Raw genomic sequence first — 21,860 nt, 5'->3', positions numbered from 1 at the left:
GGCTTATAGGCCCCCTTCTTTCGTCCACTCCGTAACAGCTTGGCCTTCTTTTACAAGATGAGCTCCAGCAGCAACGATTTTATCATCGTCGTTTAGCGGGCCTTCAACTAACAGACCGTTGGAAATACCGCGCGTAATCATTACTTCTACTGCTTCTACGGTGCCCTTCGTTGCGTCGCTATCACTGGGTTTAAAACGCCATACAATCGCTTTGTCTGGATCTGCATTGTCGGTAACCACCGCACCAAAAGGTACTAGCCAGAGCTTTGCGTTAGACTCAATGAGTTTCGACATATCAAGTAATACGGTGGCGCTCATGCCCGCTAGAACATTGATGTCGTCTGGTTCTGGCAGAGTAATTGTTACCTCATAGCTAAGCTCGCCTTGTCGCGTGGTGCTTTCGTGATCCTTATACATGGCCGCGTAACGCTTGTCTGGCATACCTGAAAAGCTCACCCATGCCATTTCAGATGTTCGATTTTCACGGGCTCGTGAGCGATCAATCATACGCATTTTTTGCTCTGGCAATTGAAACGTAACGTCGATTGCACCCGGCATATGAAGCTCGGCAATGGTTTGCTGCGGTACAATGACTTGGTAATTTTCAACAGGAACAGACGCAATAAGCCCCGCAAACGGTGCGCGAAGCTCCGTATAGCTTAGCTGATCCTGTGCGTTGGTCAGACTGGCTTTAGCGGCTAAAAAATTGGCTTTCGCTTCATCAAAAGTTGAGCGGCTTACCGCGCCTTTTTCAACGGAAGCCTCCATACGTTCAAACATAGCCGATGACACGTCAAACTGAGACTGGGCGGTGGCTAACTGTGCTTTCGCGTCTCTATCATCAAGTCTAGCGATAAGCTGGTTCTCTTTAACTTCCTCGCCCGCTTTTACTTTGAGTTCTTGGAGTTTGCCGCCAATGCGAAACGAAAGGTTTGAATACTCAGCCGCTTCCACTTGCCCCGGGAATTTGGCGATGGTTTCGTCTGAGTGCTGCACTTTATAAAGCGTTACCGGTGTTGATGAGACTGCCTTGGGTGGCGTAGGGGCTTCTTCACACGCACTTAATCCAGCGAGTGCAGTAAATACCATCACAGTGCGCAGGGCTAAGCTGTGAAAGAGACTTTTTTCAGACAACATGGTAACTCTCCATTTAAATAGACCACTTTTTATTCCCACTTAGGCAATGGGTTATCTTGTACAAGGCGCGTGTCAACTTCTGAACGTGAAAGATAAAAAGCCAATATACGACAAGTTTGATATACATACAGGTTATAGCGCTTTTTTCCCTTTTCGATCAGCTTTTTGTTTATTTTTACAAGGCGATAGTATGCTACCGCCCATAAATATTCGTGGGTGACCGGTCACTATCAGACAATTACCTTCTCGAAATACCGCCGGCTAGTTCGCAATTCACCCTAATCAGGGTTTTCATCGGGCGCTAGTTTTTCAGCATATCCTTTAGGCGGTGGAGTCCAGCCACGCATTTTCGAATGCTTGTCGTGTAAATCTGCTTTTAGCGCATTTTCGATTAGCGATTCAAGTTCAATAAAGAGTTTCAGATAATTATTGTCTACTCGTTCTCCGCTGGCCTCATCCGCCCACGCGTGATAAAGCACATCGTTTTGCTGAGCCTCAATATTTTTATACGCCATTTTTTGCCGTTCAACTTGGAAAGGGTGAATGTTGAGTGAGCGAAGTGCCTCTGCGCCCATTTCAAGAGCGCTGTGGTACGTTTCTGATACCACAAAATCTGCGCCCAACTGGCGCAAGCGATACCCATGGCCGCGGTCAAAGGCACGCGCAAGCACTTTAATGTTAGGAAATGCGTGCTTGGCGTATTTCACCATTTCGGCAGCGGTTTCTTTATCGTCTATAGCAATAACTAATAGCGATGCTTCATGAGCGCCAGCAGTATGCAAAATGTCTGGTTTAGATGCATCGCCAAAATAGGCTTTGGTGCCAATCCGTCTGATAAGGTCTATTTGCTCAGAGCGAATATCAAGCACAACGGTATTTACATCGTTGGCCACTAAAAGACGGTTAATGATTTGTCCAAAGCGCCCAATTCCAGCAATAACGACTGTGCCTTTCTCGTCAATTTCATCTTCAGCTCGCTGTGATTTCGCGTTTTTGTAGCGAGGAATGATGGCCTTGTCGAAAAGAATAAAAAGTCCTGGCGTTAGGAACATTGAAATGGCAACAACCAGCGAAAGAACAGAAATAATGTCGCTGGGCAGCACATAGTTTTGCGAGGCAAAACTTAATAGCACAAAGCCAAATTCACCCGCCTGAGCAAGGCTTAATGTGAATAGCCATTTGTTAGTGCCTTTTATTTTAAAAATTAAGGCGATGATAAACAGCACAATGGCTTTCACAAGCATAACAGCTACGGTTAGCCCTGCTATTAGCATTGGGCTCTCACTAAGTACGGAAAAGTTAATGCCTGCGCCTACCGTTATGAAAAAGAGGCCTAACAGTAAGCCTTTAAACGGCTCGATATTAGCTTCAAGTTCATGCCTGAATTCACTGTTTGCTAAAACTACACCAGCCAAGAATGCACCAAGGGCGGGAGAGAGACCTACAAGTCCCATTAGTGCTGCAATTCCTATAATGAGCATGAGCGCAGTGGCGGTAAAAATTTCCCGTAAACCCGATGCAGCAACAAACTTAAATAAGGGGCGACTTAAGTAGTGTCCTCCGATGGTTAAAAAGGCAATTGAGCTAATGATCACAAGACCTGAAGCCCATGGGGCAAGCCCTTCAACTAAATTAAAGCTATCGTGTGACCCTGTATCGCCGCCATGTGCATTTCCTGCTTCGACCAGTTCGGGTATGGCAAGAAGAGGGATAAGCGCAAGCATGGGAATAACCGCGATATCCTGAAACAGCAACACAGAAAAAGCGCTTTTGCCTCCTTCCGTTTTTTGCAGCCCTTTTTCCTGCAACGTTTGTAAAACAATGGCAGTTGAAGAAAGGGCGAATATAAGGCCTATTGTAAGGGCAATGCTAAAAGGCTGATCAAGCAATATGGCTACGCCTGTGATAAGGGCGGTGGTTAACGCTAACTGAAGGCCGCCCAATCCCATTAATTTTGACTTCATCGCCCACAGCGAGCGAGGTTCTAGTTCTAGCCCAACCAAAAACAGCATCATGACTACACCGAATTCAGCAAAATGCTGAATGGCAACAGTTTCGTCACCAACAAGGCCAAATATCGGGCCAATCACTAGCCCTGCTATTAAATAGCCTAGTACAGACCCTAATCCAAGACGCTTCGCAATGGGCACTGCAATTACGGCGGCGACCAGATAGATAAATGCATATAGAAAATAGCCAGTCACATTAATCTCCTTGAGGTGTACAAAGGTCTGCGAGATTCTCGATGTGCTTTGCTTTTTCTAGATTCAGGGTGTTAGTGGTCAATTTGTTTAGCAAGGTTGTCCACTTGCCTCTATGTTCAGCAACGCGATGCTCTTCTTGCGCAGTACGAGAGCCAAATATTGCAAAAGGAGCAATGTAGGTCATGTGCGTGATCTGAGCCATTTGCTCTAAAGGCTGGAGCAGTTGCCTGATGGTGTAATGATTAAAGCCATCAGTTTGATAGGCTTCTTCCTTACCGCCTGCACTTAATGCGCAAAGAAATAATTTATCTTTAAGTGCAGTGCCTTCATGCCCATAGGCAAAACCATATTCCAACACTAGATCTTGCCATTCTTTTAAGATTGAAGGTGTGGAATACCAGTAAAGTGGAAACAGAAAAACAACGACATCGTGGTCGATTAAACGCTGCTGCTCCCGTTCAATATCAATATTGAAATCTGGATACTCTGCATACAAGTCAACAGCAGTAACGTGTTTATTCATTTTTGCTTCGTGAAAAAGCGGCACATTTACTTCTGAACGGGTTTGCGCGGGATGGGCAAAGAGAACCAGTACTTTCTTACTTTTCTTAGTGCTCTCTACATTGCTTTCAATGATGTTCTCGTCAGTCATACATTTCTACTCAGTACTACAGCCAGCTCTCGTTGAGCTATAAGGAGCCGTTGATTTTTGATGTGCAAAACACGGCAAAGGTCAAAAGACCCTAGGTTATTCATTAATTCAATCTGTACGTTTAGAGCAAATAAGAATGTGTTTTTCCTCAAAGTTATAAGGTTACTAATATTTATTAGGTTGAAAAAAGTAACCTGATTACCATTATGTACTCACGTATAAAAACAGCTTCGAATAGAAGCGTCGACGGAACACTATTTTTAACTTTTGATTAGGGCCTGTTGACCTTTGATGTACAAATTTTGGTCTAGATGGAAGCCTTTTAATCGCGAAACAGTCCTGCAAGCCTAGTGGGCTAAGTTAAAGGACTGTAACAAAGAGTAAAAGGCTTCCATGACGACCCCTTTGGGCAGCGCCTGTGTGCCACCTATACTGCGTTGAATGTTTTCGATTTAGAACCACTAGACCGTCAAACATTCGTCTTGTCTAGATGGCACACAGACCGCTGCAAAATTGTACAGCAAAGGTCAGCAGGCCCTAGGACAGTATAAACATGAAAACACCAGTAAAAACACTCGCACTTGCATTATCTTTACTTTCTCCCCTTGTTTCTCTTTCTACTCAAGCCCTGCCGCAAGGAAGTGAGCTTAAAGCTGGGGCTGCGGTATGGAACTTGTTTGATGACGCAGACCGTTACGCATTGCATGTGGCTTATGTTCACAAACCGCTCGAATCATTTTACGGAATTCGACCAACAGTTCTCTTGGTAAACGCAGATCAAGGCCAACACTATTTCGCTGCGGGGTTGGCAAAAGATGTCTACAAATACAATGACTTTTCAGTACGCGTTGCCTTTCACGCGGGCATTGTTGATGAATCTGAAAATTTAGGCGACACCATTGAGTTCTATTCATCACTTTCCGGACTCTACAATTTCTCTGAATCTTTTTCGCTAGAAGCTGAAATTGGCCACATTTCTAACGGTGGGCTAGGGGACACGAACCCTGGTTCAGAATCGTTTGTATTGAGCGCTCACTACCATTTCTAATCTCGCCTAAACAAGCAATGCCTACTTCTTTTGTTGAACAGCCCGCTTAAAACGCGGGCTGTTCATTTTTGGCAAAGACTTTTTTAACTTAACTTTCTGTCGGGCAAGGTGCGCCGCCGTTAATCCAAACCGACATTGCCTTAGCGAACTGTGCATGTGTGCCAGGAGCAGGTGTTCTGCCTGGGCCGGGGTTCCATGCCCATCTCACTAATGGATCATCACTGACATGGTGTTCAAATTCTTTTTTGAACGTTTTCATGTCATCTCTTCCTCCACGTTGAGCAAGAAAAGAGTTCAAACGCGGGTTTAACCAATTGTTGCATAATTTTGAGGGTGTCATGTCGCTGCCAATTATCATGGTAGGAGGCGGCATGTGCCATACGAAACCTGGCATTAGCTCGTTTGCTGCGCCAGGTGGCCTGCCAGGTTCACGCGCATTTTCATCTTGGTGACATCCGCGGCAGTTTACGGGGTGCGTTTCGCCAACCTGAACAAACTTTCCATCTTGCACCGCCATTTTCAAGTTATTCACAGAGGTAATGTTCATAGGGTGGGGGACGCTGTTGTCGCCCACTGTCGGTCGGTGAGCGCCATCTTCAATAACACCATGACAGTTCACACACCGTGGATGTGTTGCTACATCGAACAAGTAGTTAAATGCTGTCATTGGGTTAGGGTCTTGCTCATAAGCTTCAAAAGCAGGCGTTGAGTTAGCTGCTTTTGAATCGCTAGCGGTCAAATTACTATGGTCGCTATCGTCATTTTTATTTGCAATACACCCACTCAGGACGAATGATGAGAGAGCACCAATTAATAGGACTGTTATCATTTTCATCATACTGCCCTTATGCTTTTAATGCTGCGGTAACGTGTTGAGCAAGCATGGGCAAATGACGTAGCCGTACACCAATGGCTTGGTACACGGCATTGCCGATAGCCGGCGCGACACCAATAACGCCTGGTTCACCCAGTCCTACTGGAAACTCCTCACTTTCAACAAGTTCAATATCCATCTCTGGGACATCGTTCATACGTAGAGGAAGGTAGGTATGTAAGTTTGTTTTTGAAACCTGACCGTTTTTCACTTCGTTATGTTCAAACAGTGCCAAGCTCAGTCCCCACAGCAGTGAACCTTCAAGTTGTGCCATCGCGCCATCTGGATGAATAACAATACCAGCATCAGACACAACCCATAACTTCTTAACCGTTATCTTTCCAGTGCGCTTATTAACGTGAACATGAGCTGCAGTCGCGAGCCAAGCTGGCATAGTGCGTTCTTGACCTGCACTTACGCTATAGCCAATGCCTTCATCAGCACCAAGTTTAACATTCGCCATCTTTTTCTTAAGAATTTCAAGCGTATTGGCAAGTCGTGTGGCACCGCCGACACTTTCAGGCGCTTTGCCCCCTTGTTTACCTTTACCGTCTAACATAGCAAGTCTGAAGTCGACGGGGTCTTTGTTCGCTTTCATTGCCACTTCGTCAATAAATGATTCTAAGCCCCATACAATCCAACCTTGACCTACCGAACGCAGCCAACCTGGCGTAAACGTATCTTGCGCTACCTTATTGTTAACCGCGCGTGCGCGATGGTGAGACATGGTGTACCAGTGGTCGGCACCAGATGCCGAAAACATATCGACTTTCCCTTCACCGTTTACTCCTGGTGCTAGAAATCCTGGTGCCATTTTTAGTGTTGGCCAGCCTGCCGCTAGCGCATGCTCCATGCCTAAAAACTGATTATTTTCATCGAACGACGCATTAAACAGTGAAGTAGAGGCAGAGCGGGGTTGATCAAATAATGTATCATCCGGGCGCATGAACACCAGTTTGACTGGCCGGCCAGCAGCTTTAGCTGTAAGCAAAGCTGGAACAACCCAATCACCAAAAAGGCGTCGCCCAAAGCCACCGCCAAGATAATACTGGTGAAGGACCACATCACTTTCTGGCACTTCTGCAGCTTTAGCTACAGTAGGAAGTGTTAGGCTCTGCCACTGGTTACCCGTATGTATATGCCATTTACCACCTTTAAATTCAGCAATGGCGTTAAGTGGTTCTAGCTGGAAATGATTGGCAGTCGCTGTGGTGTATAAAGCTTCAATGGTTTGTGCCGCTTGTGTTTGCGCCAGCTCTATATTTCCTTCGTCTACAAAAACGGTGCCTTCCTTACGATCGCGTACAATTCTTTCGCCTTCTTTTTGTATATCAGCTTCAGAAACATTAGCGGTTTTACCGGCGTTATAGCCGACTTTCACCATATCAACGGCTTTAATCGCTGTGGGGTAGTCTGTAGCCAATACAGTGACCCAGCCTTCGATGGTACCGCTCGGATCGGTAAGCACTTTATAACCTTTATATCCCGGTAGACTCTTAGCCTTACTGTCGTCGACATTTGTTACTGTACTGCCATAACGAGTCGGAGGCAGAATGGGGCGTGCATAAAGCATGTTTTCCACTTCCACATCAATGCCGTATACCGCAGTACCGTTAGTTTTAGGCGGGATGTCGAGTGCTTTGTAGTCTGCGTTAACACCGATAAGGTGGCGTTTTTTACCCGGTTTAATTGGCAATTCAGCAAGCTCATCTGCACTGAATGTTTTGTCTACTTTGCCATTCGCTACGATATCACCGTAGCTAATTTTTTCGTTACCTGAGATAACAAAGCCTTTTTCTGCCTTACAACTATCGGCAGGCACGCCAAGTAGCTTCGCACCTGCATCAATTAACACCATGCGGCCAGCGGCGCCCGCCTGAGACATTGGCTTGTAAGTATGGAAAATTGACCAAGAGCCGCCTGTTACCATGTAGCCCCATTTCGGGTCTGTATCAACGTGCACTATAGACACTTTCTCCCAGTCGCACTCAAGCTCATCAGCCAAGATTCTAGCGATTGGCGTGCCGATATGCTGACCCATTTCAGCTTTGGCTATGTTGACGGTAACGTTGCCATCTGTATCCATTTCAAACCAAATATTTGGAGAAAACTGTTTGGCTTCAATACTTTCTTTCGCCGACAGCAGGGATGGAATAGCGGCAGCACCAAATGCCATGAATAAAGACGTTTTCACTGATCCCACCATAAAAGACCGGCGAGATAAGTTGATCATGTCTTTCTTTTCTTGAGAGATATTTTTCATGCTCATGCGTTTTCCCCTTCTGATGAAGCGGTTGGATCAAAGTATTGAACAGAAGACGTTGCAGCGCGCTTAATCGCCTTTTTTATGCGCGCGTAAGCCATACAGCGGCAATAATTGGTGCTCATGTGATTAACAATATCTTGGTCGCTCGGGTTTGGATTTCTATCTAGCAATGTCGCTGCTTGCATGATTTGGCCAGACTGGCAATAGCCACACTGAGGAACCTGCTCTTCTACCCAAGCAGATTGCAGCGGATGCGCGTTGTTGAAGCTTTCAATAGTGTTTACGTTCTTATCTTTAGCTAACGAAACGGGATAGGAGCAAGAGCGAATAGCGTTACCATCAATATGTACCGTGCATGCGCCACACATCGCTACACCGCACCCAAACTTGGTACCTTTTAGTCCAAATTCATCGCGTATTACCCAAACGAGAGGCGTATCTGATGCGGCATTTGTCTGCACTCTTTTTCCATTTAACGTAAATTCAATCATGGTTTGTGTCACCGTGAAGTTAATGTTTAATATGCTCTCGCCAAGGCGCTGTACTTGGTTTGAACGGTCTGTTTTGCCTGTTTTAATTGGTATTATTAAAATCTGGCCGCGTTGGCTCTCCCTTTAATAACCGCTTACTCCATAGACGCCCGAATGAACCTTTCGAATTGGAGTTAGACTAATTAACTAAAGGTATACTAGAGGCCAAACTTGCTTATGTGGTCTATTTTAGTTACCTTGTTCAAACAAACAATTAGTATACTTTTAGTAACTAGGTGGCTTTTTTAGGAAAATAGATGGAAAGTGAAATAAAAACAGACGCTAAGGGTAGAAAAACCGTTCTAAATACGTGTACAGAGCCTTGTGCTATAGAGCGTGGAATGCGCCTAATTGGTGGAAAGTGGACGGGTTCTATTATTTATCATCTCAAAGATGAGCCTGTTAGATTTAACGACCTGTGTAGAATGCTTGGCGGCGCCAGCCGGAAGATGGTCGATCAGCGCCTTAAAGAGCTGGAAAACAACGGTATGGTGATCCGCAACGTTATCGACTCTCGTCCAATTGCGGTTGCTTATAGTCTCACCGAGTTTGGGCGCTCAGCGCTAGATATTCTTGAACAGCTAAGAGTCTGGTCTGAAAACCACACGAATGATTGAATACCGCTAGCGGTGAGCATTTATCTCACCGCATTTGCTTTATAAAGCGCTAGACCGACACTAGCGGTAATCGAAGTACTTTTTCAACAAGCTCTCCGGCTTTTTCTTGGAAACCAACAAAGTGTTCAGTAGCTTCATGAGCATCAAGGGCATCCTGAGATTGCCATTTCTCCGTAATAACAAACACACCCTCTTCACTTGCATGTAGGTCATACATCACTGCGCCGACTTCTTCTCGGCTTGATTTAACCAAGGGTAACAGTGCGTCTAAAAGTGCATCTTGTTGGTTTGGTTGAGAATAGATTACGACTGAAAACTCGATCATTTTACTGTCCTATTAAGAAAAAACGCTAACATAGGCAACTAAAGGAGTAATGGTTAGCGTTTAAAGCTGACTAGCAACTTTTTTCAGGTGAAAAGCAATCTCCACCATCAAATGCCTTTTACCGCTATGCCGCAGTTAGACGCTATCTAAGCCTTTTTCTTAGATGCATTTTTTAGCGAATGAAAAAAGTTAATCTATAATGACTTATACCAAAGTATAAAAAGTACTCATTATCCTTTGAGTGCCACCTCTTGAGGCGACGGAATGCAATTACCGAACGGGGCGATGCCCTATGTTTGAAAAAACTTTTCACTTTTGTCCTGTTGGGCTCGCTCACGTAAGCGTGGATGGAAGCTTTATACGTGTGAATAAGCGACTGTGTGATTTTTTAGGATATTCTGATGAAGAACTAACGACGTTAACCTTTCAAGAGTTAACTGCGCCAGATTATCTTGATGAAGATCTAAGTTACTTAGAGCGCCTGATGTCAGGTGATATCGATGACTATGCGATTGAAAAGCGATATGTAAGACGCGATGGGGAGCAAGTTTGGGCGAAGTTAACAGTGTCTTTAGTAAGAGATCAGCGCGGCAACCCAGACTATTTTATTTCTATTGTGGAAGATATCGACGAGAAGAAGCGCATACAGTCTGAGCTCTTTCAAATTGATGCCTTGTTTAGCAAAATTGTTAGCGCATTTTCTGATAGAACGTTTATATGGGTGGCGACGCCAGACTTGTCTAAACTGCAATACGTTAACGATGGCTATTCAAACATATTCGGTCGCAACGAGTACGAACTTTACTGTAACCCTATGAGCTTTATTGATCATGTACATGAGGATGATAAAGCACGGGTGTTAAAACTGTTCAGTCAACGCCCTTTGCAGAATTGGGATATTCAATATCGTATATACGACTCGAAGGGCGAAGTGAAGTACCTTCACGATCGCGGAAGCTTGATATTTGACGACCGTGAAATGCAGTCGCTTATTTTAGGTACGGCCGACGATATAACAAGAGAGAAAACGCAGCAACAAGCTTTGATGAGCGCCGTCACTAAATTAGAGCACCTGTCGAAAACCGACTCGCTCACTGGACTTGCCAATAGGAGAGAGATATTTAGCCAGTTAAGTGACGAAATTTCTCGTATGGATCGTGGCCAACAAACGTCAACGCTCGTGTATATAGACTTAAACAAATTCAAAGAAATTAACGATAAATACGGTCATAAGGTAGGAGACAAGGCGCTTGTTGAATTCTCTGAAAGAATGAGTGGTTTGCTTCGTGATAGTGATAGGTTTGGACGTATTGGCGGAGATGAGTTTGTAATTTTATTGTATGGAACAGATGCAAAAGAGACCGAAGCTTTTTTCAACCGTGTTGCTGATTGCAAATTTGAAGTCGATGTAGATGGTAAGAAGCTAGTGCCTATCAGTTTTAGCGTAGGCTGGGTTGAGTGGAGCGAAGGCATTGAAACTGTGCAGGAGTGGCTAGATAAGGCCGACGAGGTAATGTACGGAAAAAAGCGTTATCAGCAAGTTTTAACCGCGATTGATAAAGCGATGTAGATAGCTATTTCTGAGACTCGATATCTACATCGCTTTCGCCATTTTATTTTTGTCTTTGAGCGAACCAGCGCGCTATTTCCTGACGCTCTTCGTCTGTCATTTTTGACTTATTTAAAAATGGCATGTCTTTGGTCACGGTGGTTCTTCGAACCACTTGTGGCGCAAACCTTTCAATATCTTCCCATGTATCTAATACTACGCCTAAAGGCGCGACTTTAAAGATATCGTCGGTTGGCGTGCGCGAGTGGCAACCCACACAATGGGTTGTAATTAAGCTTACTACGCGCTCATTGCTTACTTCAGAACTCGCTTGAGCGACTGCATTGTTAGCCGTTACTTTTTTACCTACTTCATCGACAAGGCTCACATCTTCATGTCCTTCATTCGATGTATGTGATGGCGACTGTGGCCATGACACCCATAGGGCGATTGCTAGCATGGCGACTGCGCCAGACACTAAAATACCAGGTTTAGTGGTGCCCACATGACGCAAGTTAAAGAAATGACGTATCCAAGCTGCAGCGGCCATTATCGCAATCAGTACCAGCCAATTTTGCGGGTGTTGATACGTCATGGGGTAATGATTTGAAATCATGATAAACAGCAGTGGCAGCGTAAAGTAGTTATTGTGCACCGAACGCAGTTTAGCGCTCGCCCCCCAATTAGGATCAATATCTTTCTTATTGGCTACAGCTGCTACCATTTTGCGCTGGTTCGGCATGATGTTGAAAAAGACATTCCCTGCCATGATAGTGCCAATAAGTGCGCCAACGTGAATATAGGCACCGCGACCGCTAAACCACTGGGTAGACAGGTAGCTGACAATACAAACAAGCGCGACTAATCCAATACCAAAGGCGAGTGGATATTTTGCCAATGGGCTACGACACGCAAATTCGTATAAGGCTAGTCCGCCAAAGATTAACCCTAAACCTAAAGATATTGCCGTGGTCGGTGACATGGCGTTTACCGATGGGTCGATAAGATAAGCGCTAGCACCAAAGTAATAAACAATAATGAGTAGTGCGAAGCCCGACAACCACGTGGTATAGGCTTCCCATTTAAACCAGTGCAGTGTTTCTGGCATTTTCTCTGGGCCATAGGCGTATTTTGCGACTTCATAAAAGCCGCCACCGTGAATAGCCCATAAGTCGCCTTTGATACCTTTGTCCTGCTTCCATTTAGGTGGCGTGCGTAGATTGTTATCCAACCAAATGAAGTAAAATGACGCGCCAATCCACGCTACACCCGCTACAACGTGGAACCAACGTACAAATAAACTTATCCAATCTAGCCACGGCATTATTGTTCTCCTTATTTAGGGCCAAAAGGCCCTACAGCAGCCTGTTATTAATGATGTTCTTTTTTATAGCGGCAGGTGCCGCTTATCCACGTTTGGTCGATAGCGCGGTCATCACCTAAAATACTCAAGGCAAAAAACACATCGTCAAAGTCTGCGTCTTCTTTTATTCTCAATTGTGTCAATTCGTCAAACCTAGGCTCAACCACGATAAAGTCAGCGGTGGTGCCTGGGTTTAAGTTGCCTATTTCATGATCAAGCGCATGAGCTACAGCCGCGCCTTGGGTCATAAGATAAAAGCCTTCTAACGGGCTGATGGGCTCGCTGCGCAATTGACTAACCTTGTATGCATCGCCGTAGGTTTTAAACATGTTAAACGTAGTGCCTGCACCCACATCGGTGGCCATAGCCACATGGACCTTGTTAGCACGCGCTGCGGTCATATCAAAAAGGCCACTTCCTAAAAACAGGTTAGATGTAGGGCAGAAGGCCACCGTAGCGCCGCTTTCGCCTAAGCGCGCCCATTCGTTAGGCGTAAGATGAATGCCATGGCCAAACACCGCACGTTCACGCACAAGGTTGTAGGTGTCATATACATCTAAATAGCCGTCCGCTTTAGGGAATAAACTCTTCACCCATGCAATCTCGTCTAAGTTCTCAGACAAGTGTGTTTGAATGAAAACATCGGGATACTGCTTGGCAAGTTCCCCTAATGCAGCAAGCTGAGCTTCAGTACTGGTTGGCGCAAAACGGGGCGTTAGCGCATAGCGGTTGCGGCCCTTGTTATGCCAGGTTTCGATTAATTCTGCACTGTCAGCTTGTGCTGTGTCGGCGCAGTCATTAAGCGCACTAGGGCAGTTCCTGTCCATGCATACTTTACCTGCCACTATTGCCATATCGATTTCACTAGCTGCGCTGAATAACGCCTGGCTACTACCTTTATGAACCGTAGTGAAAACAAAACCAGTGGTGGTGCCGTTCTTTAGCAATTGGCTTAAGAATACGTTAGCAATGGTTTCGGCGTGCTCACTGTCAGCAAACTGCATTTCTGTTGGAAACGTATAGTTTTCAAGCCAGCTCAACAGCTGCTCGCCATAATGGGCTATGCTCTGCGTTTGCGGATAATGCAGGTGGCTGTCTATTAAACCTGGCAAAATCCACTTGCCTGAAAAATCTGTCACATTGGCAGCCGGGTAGCGCTTTGCTATCTCTTCAAATGTGCCAATGTCCTTTATTTCTTTATTGTCTACTAACAAACCACCGTCTTTGAATATAGCGATGTCATTATCGAACTGTGTAGTTTGGTTAGGAAAGTGCGCAATGCTTGCACGAAAAAGCTGCATGTTTGTTAGCTGCCCCTGTAGCTGCTGAAACCGAATGGAGAGATAAGAAGTGGCACATGATAATGGCCGCCATTCTCATCAAGTTCAAATGTAATATCAATGTGTGGGTAGAAACTTTTGCCATGCGTTTCTACAAGGTAAGGCTTGCAGTGAAAGCGCAGGGTATAAACGCCTGCGGCAAAACCGTCTTCAACGCCCCACTTGTTAAAACGCCCATCATTATCCGTTTCACCCGAAAGGGTGCTACCGTCAGGTAGTGTAAGTGTAAGGGCAATGCCTTGTGCTGGCTTACCTAATGTAGTGTCGAGTACGTGGCTAGAAAGCGTATTCATACTATTTTCCTTAAAAACTATTCAATGCGTATTGACCATATTTTTGAAAATACGGGGGTTAATCCAGTGCTTTGTTAATACGCAATAGGGTTATCTTTATTTGCTCTGCAGCAGCATTGGTAATCTCTTGCTGTGTGGTATTGGGTAGCCTAGCTTGTAATGCTTCTAACATAGTCTGCGCAGAAAGACCGGTGGCACAAATAATAAAGATAAACCCGTGCTTGTCTAAATAGGCGTGATTGGCTTCCTTTAACTGGTGTAAAACGGCCTCGGACGCGCTGGCTGTACCCGACTGCTCGCCCGCAGCAATGGCTTTGGTATTTGCAAACTTTTTGCGCAACGAATCAACGTCACCAATCATGGGGTGTGCCGTAAAAGCTTCAAGGTAGTCGTCATCACTGCATTTGGCCCAGGCGCTTGTGGCTTGGTTAGTAAGTGCATCGATATCGCTGTAGGGGCGTGCTTTCACCATCTGGTAAATCCAGGTTTTCGACGCGCAGCATTGTTCAAACCACGACGAAGCCTCTTCTGTGCTTAGCACATTTACATCATTTAATGTCACTGGTGGTGTCCTTTTTATTTTGAAGCGCCGAAACTTGTTGTCTCTCATTGGAATGATGCGTCTGCTGTCTGTGGCGCTTATTCTCGGCGTACTCCACTGAAACGCTTGATTTACCAACAGCGCAACCCGCTGGTTCTTTCATATGAAGACGCTCAATAATTTGAGCAGATATAGAGACAGCAACTTCAATGGGGCGCTTGCCAGGTATATCTCGATTGCCAATAGGGGTAACTAGCCTAGTCAGCGCATTGTCGTCAAACCCGCGCTGAGTTAGCTTGGTAATAAAGCGCTTTGCTTTGGTGTCTGAACCAATTAACCCAACAAAGGGGAGCGAAGGTTGCTTTAACGCCTGCTCTGTAATTCGATAGTCCAATTGATGATCGTGGGTGAGTATAATCAGCCAACTGTTCTCATCAAGGTGTCTAACTTCGCTCTCTGGTGCTTCTTCCACGACTTTGTGCACGTTGGCTGGCAAAGACGATGGAAACAGTTCCTCGCGACTGTCTATCCACGAAATGCGTACAGGCAATTGAGCCAAAATAGGCACCAGTGCTTTTGCAACATGGCCTGCACCAAAAATGGCGATGTGCTGCTGATGAACGTTACACACGTCAAATAGCACCTTTACCGCACCACCGCAGCACTGTCCTAAAGAACTGCTTAACGGGTAGCTGTGAAGTTCAGTGCATGCTTCGCCTTTGGCAAGGTACTCTCGTGCGCGGGCAATGGCATCAAACTCAAGATGCCCGCCGCCAATGGTATCTACACTATGCGACGCGGTAACCACCATTTTACTCCCGGGTTCACGAGGTGTAGAGCCTGCAGTGCCAACCACAGTCACAAGCACATAGCCTTCATTACGCGCTTGGCATTCGGCTATTCCCTCATGCCAGTTTGTTGCACGAAATGATTGGGGTGCGCGAGATGACGTTGCTGCCGTGAATGTCATAAAACACCGCCTCGACTGGACGACTGCTGCATAGCACTTACTGCATTTAACACCCGTTCTGGTGTGGCTGGTGTATCTAGCTGCGGATCAACTGTGTAGCCAGATAGGCTAGATATGGCGTCTTTAAGGGCGCACCACACTGAAATAGCCAGCATAAATGGTGGCTCGCCAACCGCTTTTGAGTGGTAAATGCTGTCTTCAGCGTTCTTTCTACCAAACAGCTTCACATTAAACTCTTTTGGCGTATCGCCAATAGCTGGAATTTTATAGGTCGCCATATTTTCACTTATCAGCTTACCCGCTTCATTCCATTTAAGGTCTTCTGTGGTAAGCCAACCCATACCTTGAATAAACGCGCCTTCTATTTGGCCAATATCAATGGCAGGGTTAAGACTGTTGCCAACATCGTGGAGTACGTTAACTTTATCTACCGTATATTCACCGGTAAGTGTATCGACAGAGACTTCGCTCATTGAGACGCCATAGGCAAAATAGAAAAACGGACGGCCTTCACCGGTGTCGCGGTTATACTGTAATTTTGGGGTTTTGTAGAAACCGCTTGAAGACAAAGATACACGAGCAAAATACGCTTGCTGCACAAGCTCGGTAAAGGTAATTTTGTGCTCATCCAATACCACGTGCTCATTAATGAATAGCACGTCGCCAGCGCGGTCCTCTAGACCTAAGCTTTTGGCAAAGCACTCGGCCAAACGGGCTTTTAGCGTAATACACGCATTTTGTACGGCTTTTCCGTTTAAGTCAGTGCCGCTTGAAGCAGCTGTTGGTGAAGTGTTAGGTACTTTGTCAGTGCGTGTTGCAGTGACTTCAATCATATCCAAATCTAGTCCAAATTCATTGGCTGCAATTTGGCCTATTTTGGTGTGAAGCCCTTGTCCCATTTCAGTACCACCATGGTTCACCTGAATACTACCATCAGTATAAATGTGCACTAAAGCGCCAGCTTGGTTTAAATGCTTCGCGGTAAATGAAATGCCAAACTTGACAGGCGTTAGCGCTAAACCTTTCTTAATCACCGGGCTTTCGCGATTAAATGCTGCAATAGCTTCACGGCGCTGCCAATACTGAGCGGTTTCTTCTAGCTCGGCAATCATATCGGGTAAGAGGTTGTGCTCTACCTTCATTCCATAGGGAGTCAGACTACCTGTCGTGGGGCCGTATAAATTACGTTTTCTTACCGATAGGGGGTCGCTGCCAATAGCACGGGCAATTTTATCAATCATGGCTTCAGCCATAATCATACCTTGCGGTCCGCCAAAACCTCGATAAGCGGTGTGCGATACCATATTGGTTTGCAATCTGTGGCCAACAATGTCGCTATCACCTAAGAAATAACCGTTGTCCGCATGGAACATGGCTCTATCGACAATGGCGTCAGATAAATCAGGCGAGTGCCCACAAATACCATTAATTGTCATGCGGGTGGCTTCAATTTTACCTGTCTCGTCAAAGGCCACGTCGAACTCGTTTTCGAACGGGTGACGTTTGCCAGTAACATGCATATCGGTGAAGCGTGGTAAGCGAAGCTTAACCGCACATTGATTTCGCGATGCCAGTAAAGCCGCTATACAGGCCCATTGCGCGGCTTGCGTTTCTTTTCCGCCAAAGCCGCCGCCCATACGTCGCATGTCTACCATTACACGGTGCAATTTTACATCGAGCACTTCGGCAACGAGTTTTTGTACCTCACTGGGATGTTGACTAGACGTATAGATTTTCATGCGATCTTCTTCATCAGGGATCGCAAGGCTCACTTGTCCTTCTAAGTACATATGTTCCTGTCCACCAATACTGAGCGTGCCATGTGCTTGGTGGATCGCTTTTTCAAATGTACTTTCAACGCGGTCAGTATGTTGGCCAAACCGATGTAGGGGACGCACAAACGTTTGCTGCTGGTGGGCAGCTTCGGCACTAAGTATAGGTTTGGCTTCACTCACCTCTACTTTCCCTTTTAGCGCAGCTTGTCGGGCAAGGTTTACCGAAGTGGCAAGCACTGCAAATACAGGCTGACCGAAGAATTTGATTTCGCCATTAGCAAGTAACGGATCGCCTTCGAACACAGGACCAATATCTTTATGGCCAGGCACGTCGTCAATCGTAACCACATCTACAACGCCTTCACTTTGGCGAACAGCGTCAAGATTTATCGAGTTAATCGTACCTTTTGCGCATTGGCTTACACCAACGGCAGCATAAAGAGTGCCTTGAGGTTCAATAACATCGTCAACATAGTTGGCGCTGCCTTGTACTTGGCGTGTTGCGCTCTCGTGCTTTTTAGATACATGAACGACACTTTGCTTGTCGTTTTGTTGCAGTGGATTAGGGGCATCAATTAACTTACGCATGCTGCACCACCCGTGTTTCAATTTGGTTTGCTGTTTGGTTTTCTAACCAGAAGCGATGCCACAGGTTAGCTAAAACAGTTTTACGGTATTGGGCTGTAGCGCGCACATCATCGATAGGTGAAAATGCATCGAATAAGACTTGTTTGCCCAATGTTAAACATTCGTTGCTAGCGAACTGCTTACCTTTCAAAACGTTTTCTAGCGCATTGCAGGTTGACGGAACTGCTGCTACACCACCAAAGCCACTGCTAATGGCTTCTACCTTGCCGTTGTCGAGTGTGACATTAAATACGGCGCATACTGCAGAAATATCATCTTCAAATCGTTTCGATATCTTATATGCAGCTAATACTTGATTGGGCTGTTTCAATGGTATTTCTATTGCACTTATCCATTCATCTTTCGCCAGCATGGTCTCGCGATAGCCTGTGAAGAATGTGCTAATTGGGATCATACGAACGCTCTCGCCGTTATCTAAATGCAGTATGGCATTCAATGCGAGTAATAACGGCGGCATATCACCAATTGGGGAAGCGTTAGCCACGTTACCGCCAATGGTAGCCTGATTGCGGATAGGCAACGAGGCAAATCGGGTAACAAGCTCAGCCACTTGCGGAAATGCATTTAGTAATAAAGGTGCCGCATCATTTAGCGGTACAGCTGCACCAAGAATAAGAGAATGCTCGCTTTTGGTGCATTGTTTTAGTGCATCAATATGCGTCACACTGATAAGCGTTTCTACATCTTTTAGCTGTTGCGTGAACTGAAGGCTTAAATCCGTGCTGCCAGCGACTAGCTGTGCAGTTGGATGCGCTTGAATCAGAGTCTTCAGTTCTTCGCGAGACGTTGGCGTATGGATATTTCCCGTACCAGTGGGTTTCTCACCAGATAATGATAGCAATGTAGAAAGGGTGGCAGCTTGGCGTGCAGTGAATTGATCATCAGGTGTTTGTTCGCACACCGCCATCGTAGCATCGATAATAGGGCGGTAGCCTGTGCAGCGACATAAGTTGCCTGATAAAGCGTGCAGCACATCGTCGCGATTTGGTTTTGTATTGCTGTGGTATAAGGCAAACATCGACATGATAAACCCAGGCGTGCAAAAGCCACACTGAGAACCATGGTGATCAACTAACGCCTGCTGTACGGGGTGTAAGTGTTTACCATCGTTTAAATGCTCAACAAATAAAAGCTGCTTTCCATGAACTGCACTCATTAGCGTGATGCAGCTATTCACTGTTCGATAATTAAGTTCTGCAGAGCTATTTGAAGAGGCTGGTTCCACAAGTACTACGGTACATGCACCGCAGTCTCCTGCTGCACAGCCTTCTTTTGTGCCTGTTTTTTTGCGATGTTCGCGAATAAATTGTAGAAGGGTGAGGTCGGCCCGCGCTTCATTTAATTCAACGACATCGTTATTTATTAGAAAGCGAATCATACTCACACCTTCTTGTTATATTCATTCTTGTATTCATTAATATAGCTGTATTTTTTCAATAAAAGTAGACCATTTGGTCAATTTATTGCTTATAAAAAAAGGCCGAGTTCTAAAAGGCCATGATTTTGCGCAAATTTGATTGGAAAAAAGAAGTGATACCTTTCTATTTTTCTTTTGCTAAGCACTACGTCGATTTGTTAATAAAGAATAAGGCAAGATTCGTGCAAGGTTTTGAACTATTCGCGTAATTCGTGTTTTAGTATGGTTAACACTCCCTGCATAGGGTATGTATGATCTATAAGAGCATAGCAACTCGTCGGCAATAAATGCTAACCTATCGAAAAGGCATGCAGCATTTATACTGCCCGTGCGCTTGCAAAGTAGATTGCAAAGGAATTTTAATAATAATGATGAAGGTAAAAAGTGCTGACGCTGGCGTTGGCGCTATGAACAGAAGAAAAATACTCCAAGCCGCTGAAAAATGTTTTGCACAGTTTGGCTTCAAAGGTACAGCAGTACAAAAAATTGCTGATGAAGCAGGACTTCCTAAAACCAACGTTTTGTATTATTTCAAAACAAAACAAGAGCTCTACGTAGCGGTACTAGAAGAAACCCTCTCGCTGTGGAACTCACGTTTTGATAAAGCCACAGTAGAAGACGACCCTGCCGAGGTACTCGCCAATTATATCGCCGAGAAAATGGAAGTGTCGCGAACGCATCCAATGGCCTCTAAGATCTTTGCGATGGAAATTATCAATGGTGCACAAAACTTAAGTGGCTACTTTGATGAAGAGCATGCGCTTTGGATGAAAGGGCGACTTGCGGTTATTGATGCATGGGTAAAGGCCGGCAAACTGCCACCTGTTGAAGGTGAATACTTGCTTTACACTATTTGGGCTAGTACCCAGCACTATGCTGACTTCTCTGCGCAAATAACCCGTCTACGCGGTAAAAAGATGACAAAATCAGATTTTGAAGACGCTACAAAACAAGTGGTAAAACTCGTGCTCGGTGGCTGTGGGTTATCTGTGCCAGAAAACTTCGAGGTGTAGCATGACAGAGTCTGTTTACCCTCGTGATCTGATTGGTTATGGTCAACATGTACCTCACGCTAAGTGGCCGGGCGAAGCAAAAATCGCGATTCAGTTCGTATTAAATTACGAGGAAGGTGGCGAAAATTGCGTGCTTCATGGTGACGAGGCGTCGGAAATATTCCTATCGGAAATTATCGGCGCACAAGCGTATAAAGACCGCCACCTCAGCATGGAGTCTATTTACGAATACGGCAGTCGTGCAGGGTTTTGGCGTTTACACCGTTTGCTTAATAAATACGACATTCCCGTTACTGTGTTTGGCGTCACTATGGCTATGCAACGACACCCTGACGCCGTAAAAGCCATGATGGATTCAGGTTGGGAAATCGCCAGCCACGCCATGCGCTGGGTGCATTATCAAGACATGGACGAAGAGCAAGAGCGTAAACAAATTGATGAGGCGATTATTCTTCATGAGCAGTTAACGGGCAGTAAACCTGTAGGTTGGTATACAGGAAGAACGAGTCCGAATACGCTGAAGTTGATTGCAGAGCGCGACGATATCTTATATTGCGCCGATTCATATGCTGACGACTTACCTTACTACGACTGCCATTACAGCAAGCCGTTATTAATGGTGCCGTACACATTAGACACCAATGATATGCGCTTTGCCACGCCTCAGGGCTTCAACAGTGGGGAACAGTTTTTCACCTACTTAAAAGATGCGTTTGACGTGTTGTATGAAGAAGGAGAAGAAGCGCCTAAGATGCTATCTATCGGCCTTCATAATCGCATAATAGGACGGCCTGCTCGACTCGCCGCACTTAAGCGCTTTATCGAGTACGTTAAGTCTCATGATAAAGTATGGCTAGCGACACGAGAGCAAATTGCCCGTCACTGGTTGGAGCTTCATCCTAAAGATGGTGGTGACAAGCCTCGTACGTAGCGTTTACAGTACGCCTACTATATTTGAAGTACAGTAAAGTGAAGAGACGAAAGTGAAACAGATGGATTACTACCGCCTTCACTGAACAAAGGACAAAACCATGAAAACAAAACTAGCCATTATTGCCCTTGGGGCGCTAGCGCTGACAGCATGCTCAAAGCTGACTAAAGAAAACTACGATAAATTAGAAATGGGTATGTCTCAGGACGAAGTTGAAGCAATTCTGGGTTCAGCTGACAACTGCGGAAAAACAATGGGTACCATGGCATGTACATGGGGCAATGAAGACAGTAAGCACGTTAAAATTGTATTTATGGGTGATAAAGCCGTTACCTTCACTTACGATGGATTGAAGTAAACGTATATC

General features: G+C 45.4%; 20 protein-coding genes. 6 read left to right on the top strand and 14 right to left on the bottom strand.

The window, feature by feature from the left end:
- Positions 1-3: 3 nt before the first annotated feature.
- From MHN02_RS11370 to MHN02_RS11360, 3 genes are all read right to left on the bottom strand, one after another.
- Positions 4-1,137: an efflux RND transporter periplasmic adaptor subunit gene (locus MHN02_RS11370; protein WP_039225671.1), complete on the bottom strand. Its 1,134-nt coding sequence runs from the start codon at positions 1,135-1,137 to the stop codon at positions 4-6.
- Positions 1,138-1,415: 278 nt separating this feature from the next.
- Complete coding sequence (locus tag MHN02_RS11365) at positions 1,416-3,341, bottom strand: monovalent cation:proton antiporter-2 (CPA2) family protein (RefSeq protein ID WP_110287923.1); 1,926 nt, start codon at positions 3,339-3,341, stop codon at positions 1,416-1,418.
- A gap of 1 nt (position 3,342) precedes the next feature.
- Positions 3,343-3,993, bottom strand: coding sequence for an NAD(P)H-dependent oxidoreductase (locus MHN02_RS11360; RefSeq protein ID WP_069944076.1), 651 nt, complete (start codon positions 3,991-3,993; stop codon positions 3,343-3,345).
- Between the two features lie 553 nt (positions 3,994-4,546).
- Here MHN02_RS11360 and MHN02_RS11355 point away from each other — a divergent pair.
- Positions 4,547-5,041: an acyloxyacyl hydrolase gene (locus MHN02_RS11355; protein WP_014949059.1), complete on the top strand. Its 495-nt coding sequence runs from the start codon at positions 4,547-4,549 to the stop codon at positions 5,039-5,041.
- An 88-nt stretch (positions 5,042-5,129) separates the two neighbouring features.
- Here MHN02_RS11355 and MHN02_RS11350 read toward each other — a convergent pair whose 3' ends face one another.
- The 3 genes from MHN02_RS11350 to MHN02_RS11340 are packed head-to-tail and all read right to left on the bottom strand — an operon-like array spanning position 5,130 to position 8,672.
- Positions 5,130-5,879 (bottom strand): hypothetical protein, encoded by a 750-nt coding sequence (locus MHN02_RS11350; RefSeq protein WP_069944077.1) that lies wholly within the window; start codon positions 5,877-5,879, stop codon positions 5,130-5,132.
- A gap of 7 nt (positions 5,880-5,886) precedes the next feature.
- A complete protein-coding gene (locus MHN02_RS11345) occupies positions 5,887-8,184 on the bottom strand; it encodes a molybdopterin cofactor-binding domain-containing protein (protein WP_239246140.1) in 2,298 nt (765 codons plus the stop codon).
- The gene (locus tag MHN02_RS11340; RefSeq protein WP_171338200.1) at positions 8,181-8,672 is read right to left on the bottom strand and encodes a (2Fe-2S)-binding protein; all 492 of its coding nucleotides are present in this window, start codon (positions 8,670-8,672) and stop codon (positions 8,181-8,183) included. Before MHN02_RS11340 ends, MHN02_RS11345 begins: the two co-directional genes overlap by 4 nt.
- Before the next feature lie 296 nt (positions 8,673-8,968).
- Here MHN02_RS11340 and MHN02_RS11335 point away from each other — a divergent pair, with 296 nt between their 5' ends.
- Positions 8,969-9,328: a helix-turn-helix domain-containing protein gene (locus MHN02_RS11335; protein ID WP_014949063.1), complete on the top strand. Its 360-nt coding sequence runs from the start codon at positions 8,969-8,971 to the stop codon at positions 9,326-9,328.
- Positions 9,329-9,377: 49 nt separating this feature from the next.
- Here MHN02_RS11335 and MHN02_RS11330 read toward each other — a convergent pair whose 3' ends face one another.
- Positions 9,378-9,653 carry an antibiotic biosynthesis monooxygenase gene (locus MHN02_RS11330; RefSeq protein ID WP_014949064.1) on the bottom strand — a complete coding sequence of 92 codons (276 nt, stop codon included), beginning with the start codon at positions 9,651-9,653 and terminating at the stop codon, positions 9,378-9,380.
- A gap of 292 nt (positions 9,654-9,945) precedes the next feature.
- On the opposite strand from MHN02_RS11330, the gene MHN02_RS11325 reads away from it, so the two are divergent.
- Positions 9,946-11,223 (top strand): diguanylate cyclase, encoded by a 1,278-nt coding sequence (locus MHN02_RS11325; RefSeq protein ID WP_171338199.1) that lies wholly within the window; start codon positions 9,946-9,948, stop codon positions 11,221-11,223.
- A gap of 43 nt (positions 11,224-11,266) precedes the next feature.
- On the opposite strand, the gene MHN02_RS11320 is transcribed toward MHN02_RS11325, so the two are convergent.
- The 7 genes from MHN02_RS11320 to xdhA are packed head-to-tail and all read right to left on the bottom strand — an operon-like array spanning position 11,267 to position 19,510.
- On the bottom strand, positions 11,267-12,526 hold the full coding sequence (locus tag MHN02_RS11320) for a urate hydroxylase PuuD (RefSeq protein ID WP_171338198.1): 1,260 nt from the start codon (positions 12,524-12,526) through the stop codon (positions 11,267-11,269).
- Between the two features lie 47 nt (positions 12,527-12,573).
- Positions 12,574-13,866: a guanine deaminase gene (gene guaD / locus MHN02_RS11315; RefSeq protein ID WP_171338197.1), complete on the bottom strand. Its 1,293-nt coding sequence runs from the start codon at positions 13,864-13,866 to the stop codon at positions 12,574-12,576.
- Positions 13,867-13,871: 5 nt separating this feature from the next.
- Positions 13,872-14,198 carry a hydroxyisourate hydrolase gene (gene uraH / locus MHN02_RS11310; protein WP_171338196.1) on the bottom strand — a complete coding sequence of 109 codons (327 nt, stop codon included), beginning with the start codon at positions 14,196-14,198 and terminating at the stop codon, positions 13,872-13,874.
- Between the two features lie 58 nt (positions 14,199-14,256).
- On the bottom strand, positions 14,257-14,760 hold the full coding sequence (gene uraD / locus MHN02_RS11305) for a 2-oxo-4-hydroxy-4-carboxy-5-ureidoimidazoline decarboxylase (RefSeq protein ID WP_014978973.1): 504 nt from the start codon (positions 14,758-14,760) through the stop codon (positions 14,257-14,259).
- Positions 14,747-15,709: a xanthine dehydrogenase accessory protein XdhC gene (gene xdhC, locus MHN02_RS11300; protein ID WP_239246138.1), complete on the bottom strand. Its 963-nt coding sequence runs from the start codon at positions 15,707-15,709 to the stop codon at positions 14,747-14,749. The genes uraD and xdhC overlap by 14 nt, the downstream gene beginning before the upstream one ends.
- Positions 15,706-18,072 carry a xanthine dehydrogenase molybdopterin binding subunit gene (xdhB, locus tag MHN02_RS11295; protein WP_239246136.1) on the bottom strand — a complete coding sequence of 789 codons (2,367 nt, stop codon included), beginning with the start codon at positions 18,070-18,072 and terminating at the stop codon, positions 15,706-15,708. The genes xdhC and xdhB overlap by 4 nt, the downstream gene beginning before the upstream one ends.
- Positions 18,065-19,510 (bottom strand): xanthine dehydrogenase small subunit, encoded by a 1,446-nt coding sequence (gene xdhA, locus MHN02_RS11290; RefSeq protein ID WP_014978976.1) that lies wholly within the window; start codon positions 19,508-19,510, stop codon positions 18,065-18,067. The genes xdhB and xdhA overlap by 8 nt, the downstream gene beginning before the upstream one ends.
- A gap of 407 nt (positions 19,511-19,917) precedes the next feature.
- Between xdhA and MHN02_RS11285 the strand changes: the two genes are divergently transcribed.
- From MHN02_RS11285 to MHN02_RS11275, 3 genes are all read left to right on the top strand, one after another.
- Positions 19,918-20,562 carry a TetR/AcrR family transcriptional regulator gene (locus tag MHN02_RS11285; RefSeq protein ID WP_014949073.1) on the top strand — a complete coding sequence of 215 codons (645 nt, stop codon included), beginning with the start codon at positions 19,918-19,920 and terminating at the stop codon, positions 20,560-20,562.
- 1 nt (position 20,563) lies between these two features.
- Complete coding sequence (puuE, locus tag MHN02_RS11280; RefSeq protein WP_014949074.1) at positions 20,564-21,493, top strand: allantoinase PuuE; 930 nt, start codon at positions 20,564-20,566, stop codon at positions 21,491-21,493.
- Positions 21,494-21,593: 100 nt separating this feature from the next.
- Positions 21,594-21,851, top strand: coding sequence for a hypothetical protein (locus MHN02_RS11275; RefSeq protein ID WP_014949075.1), 258 nt, complete (start codon positions 21,594-21,596; stop codon positions 21,849-21,851).
- The last annotated feature ends 9 nt before the right edge of the window (positions 21,852-21,860 follow it).

Source organism: Alteromonas sp. CNT1-28 (assembly GCF_022348345.1).
In the GTDB taxonomy this organism is placed as follows: domain Bacteria; phylum Pseudomonadota; class Gammaproteobacteria; order Enterobacterales; family Alteromonadaceae; genus Alteromonas; species Alteromonas macleodii.
Note: the sequence above shows the minus strand (reverse complement) of the source record. Positions and strands in the feature narration are given on the sequence as shown.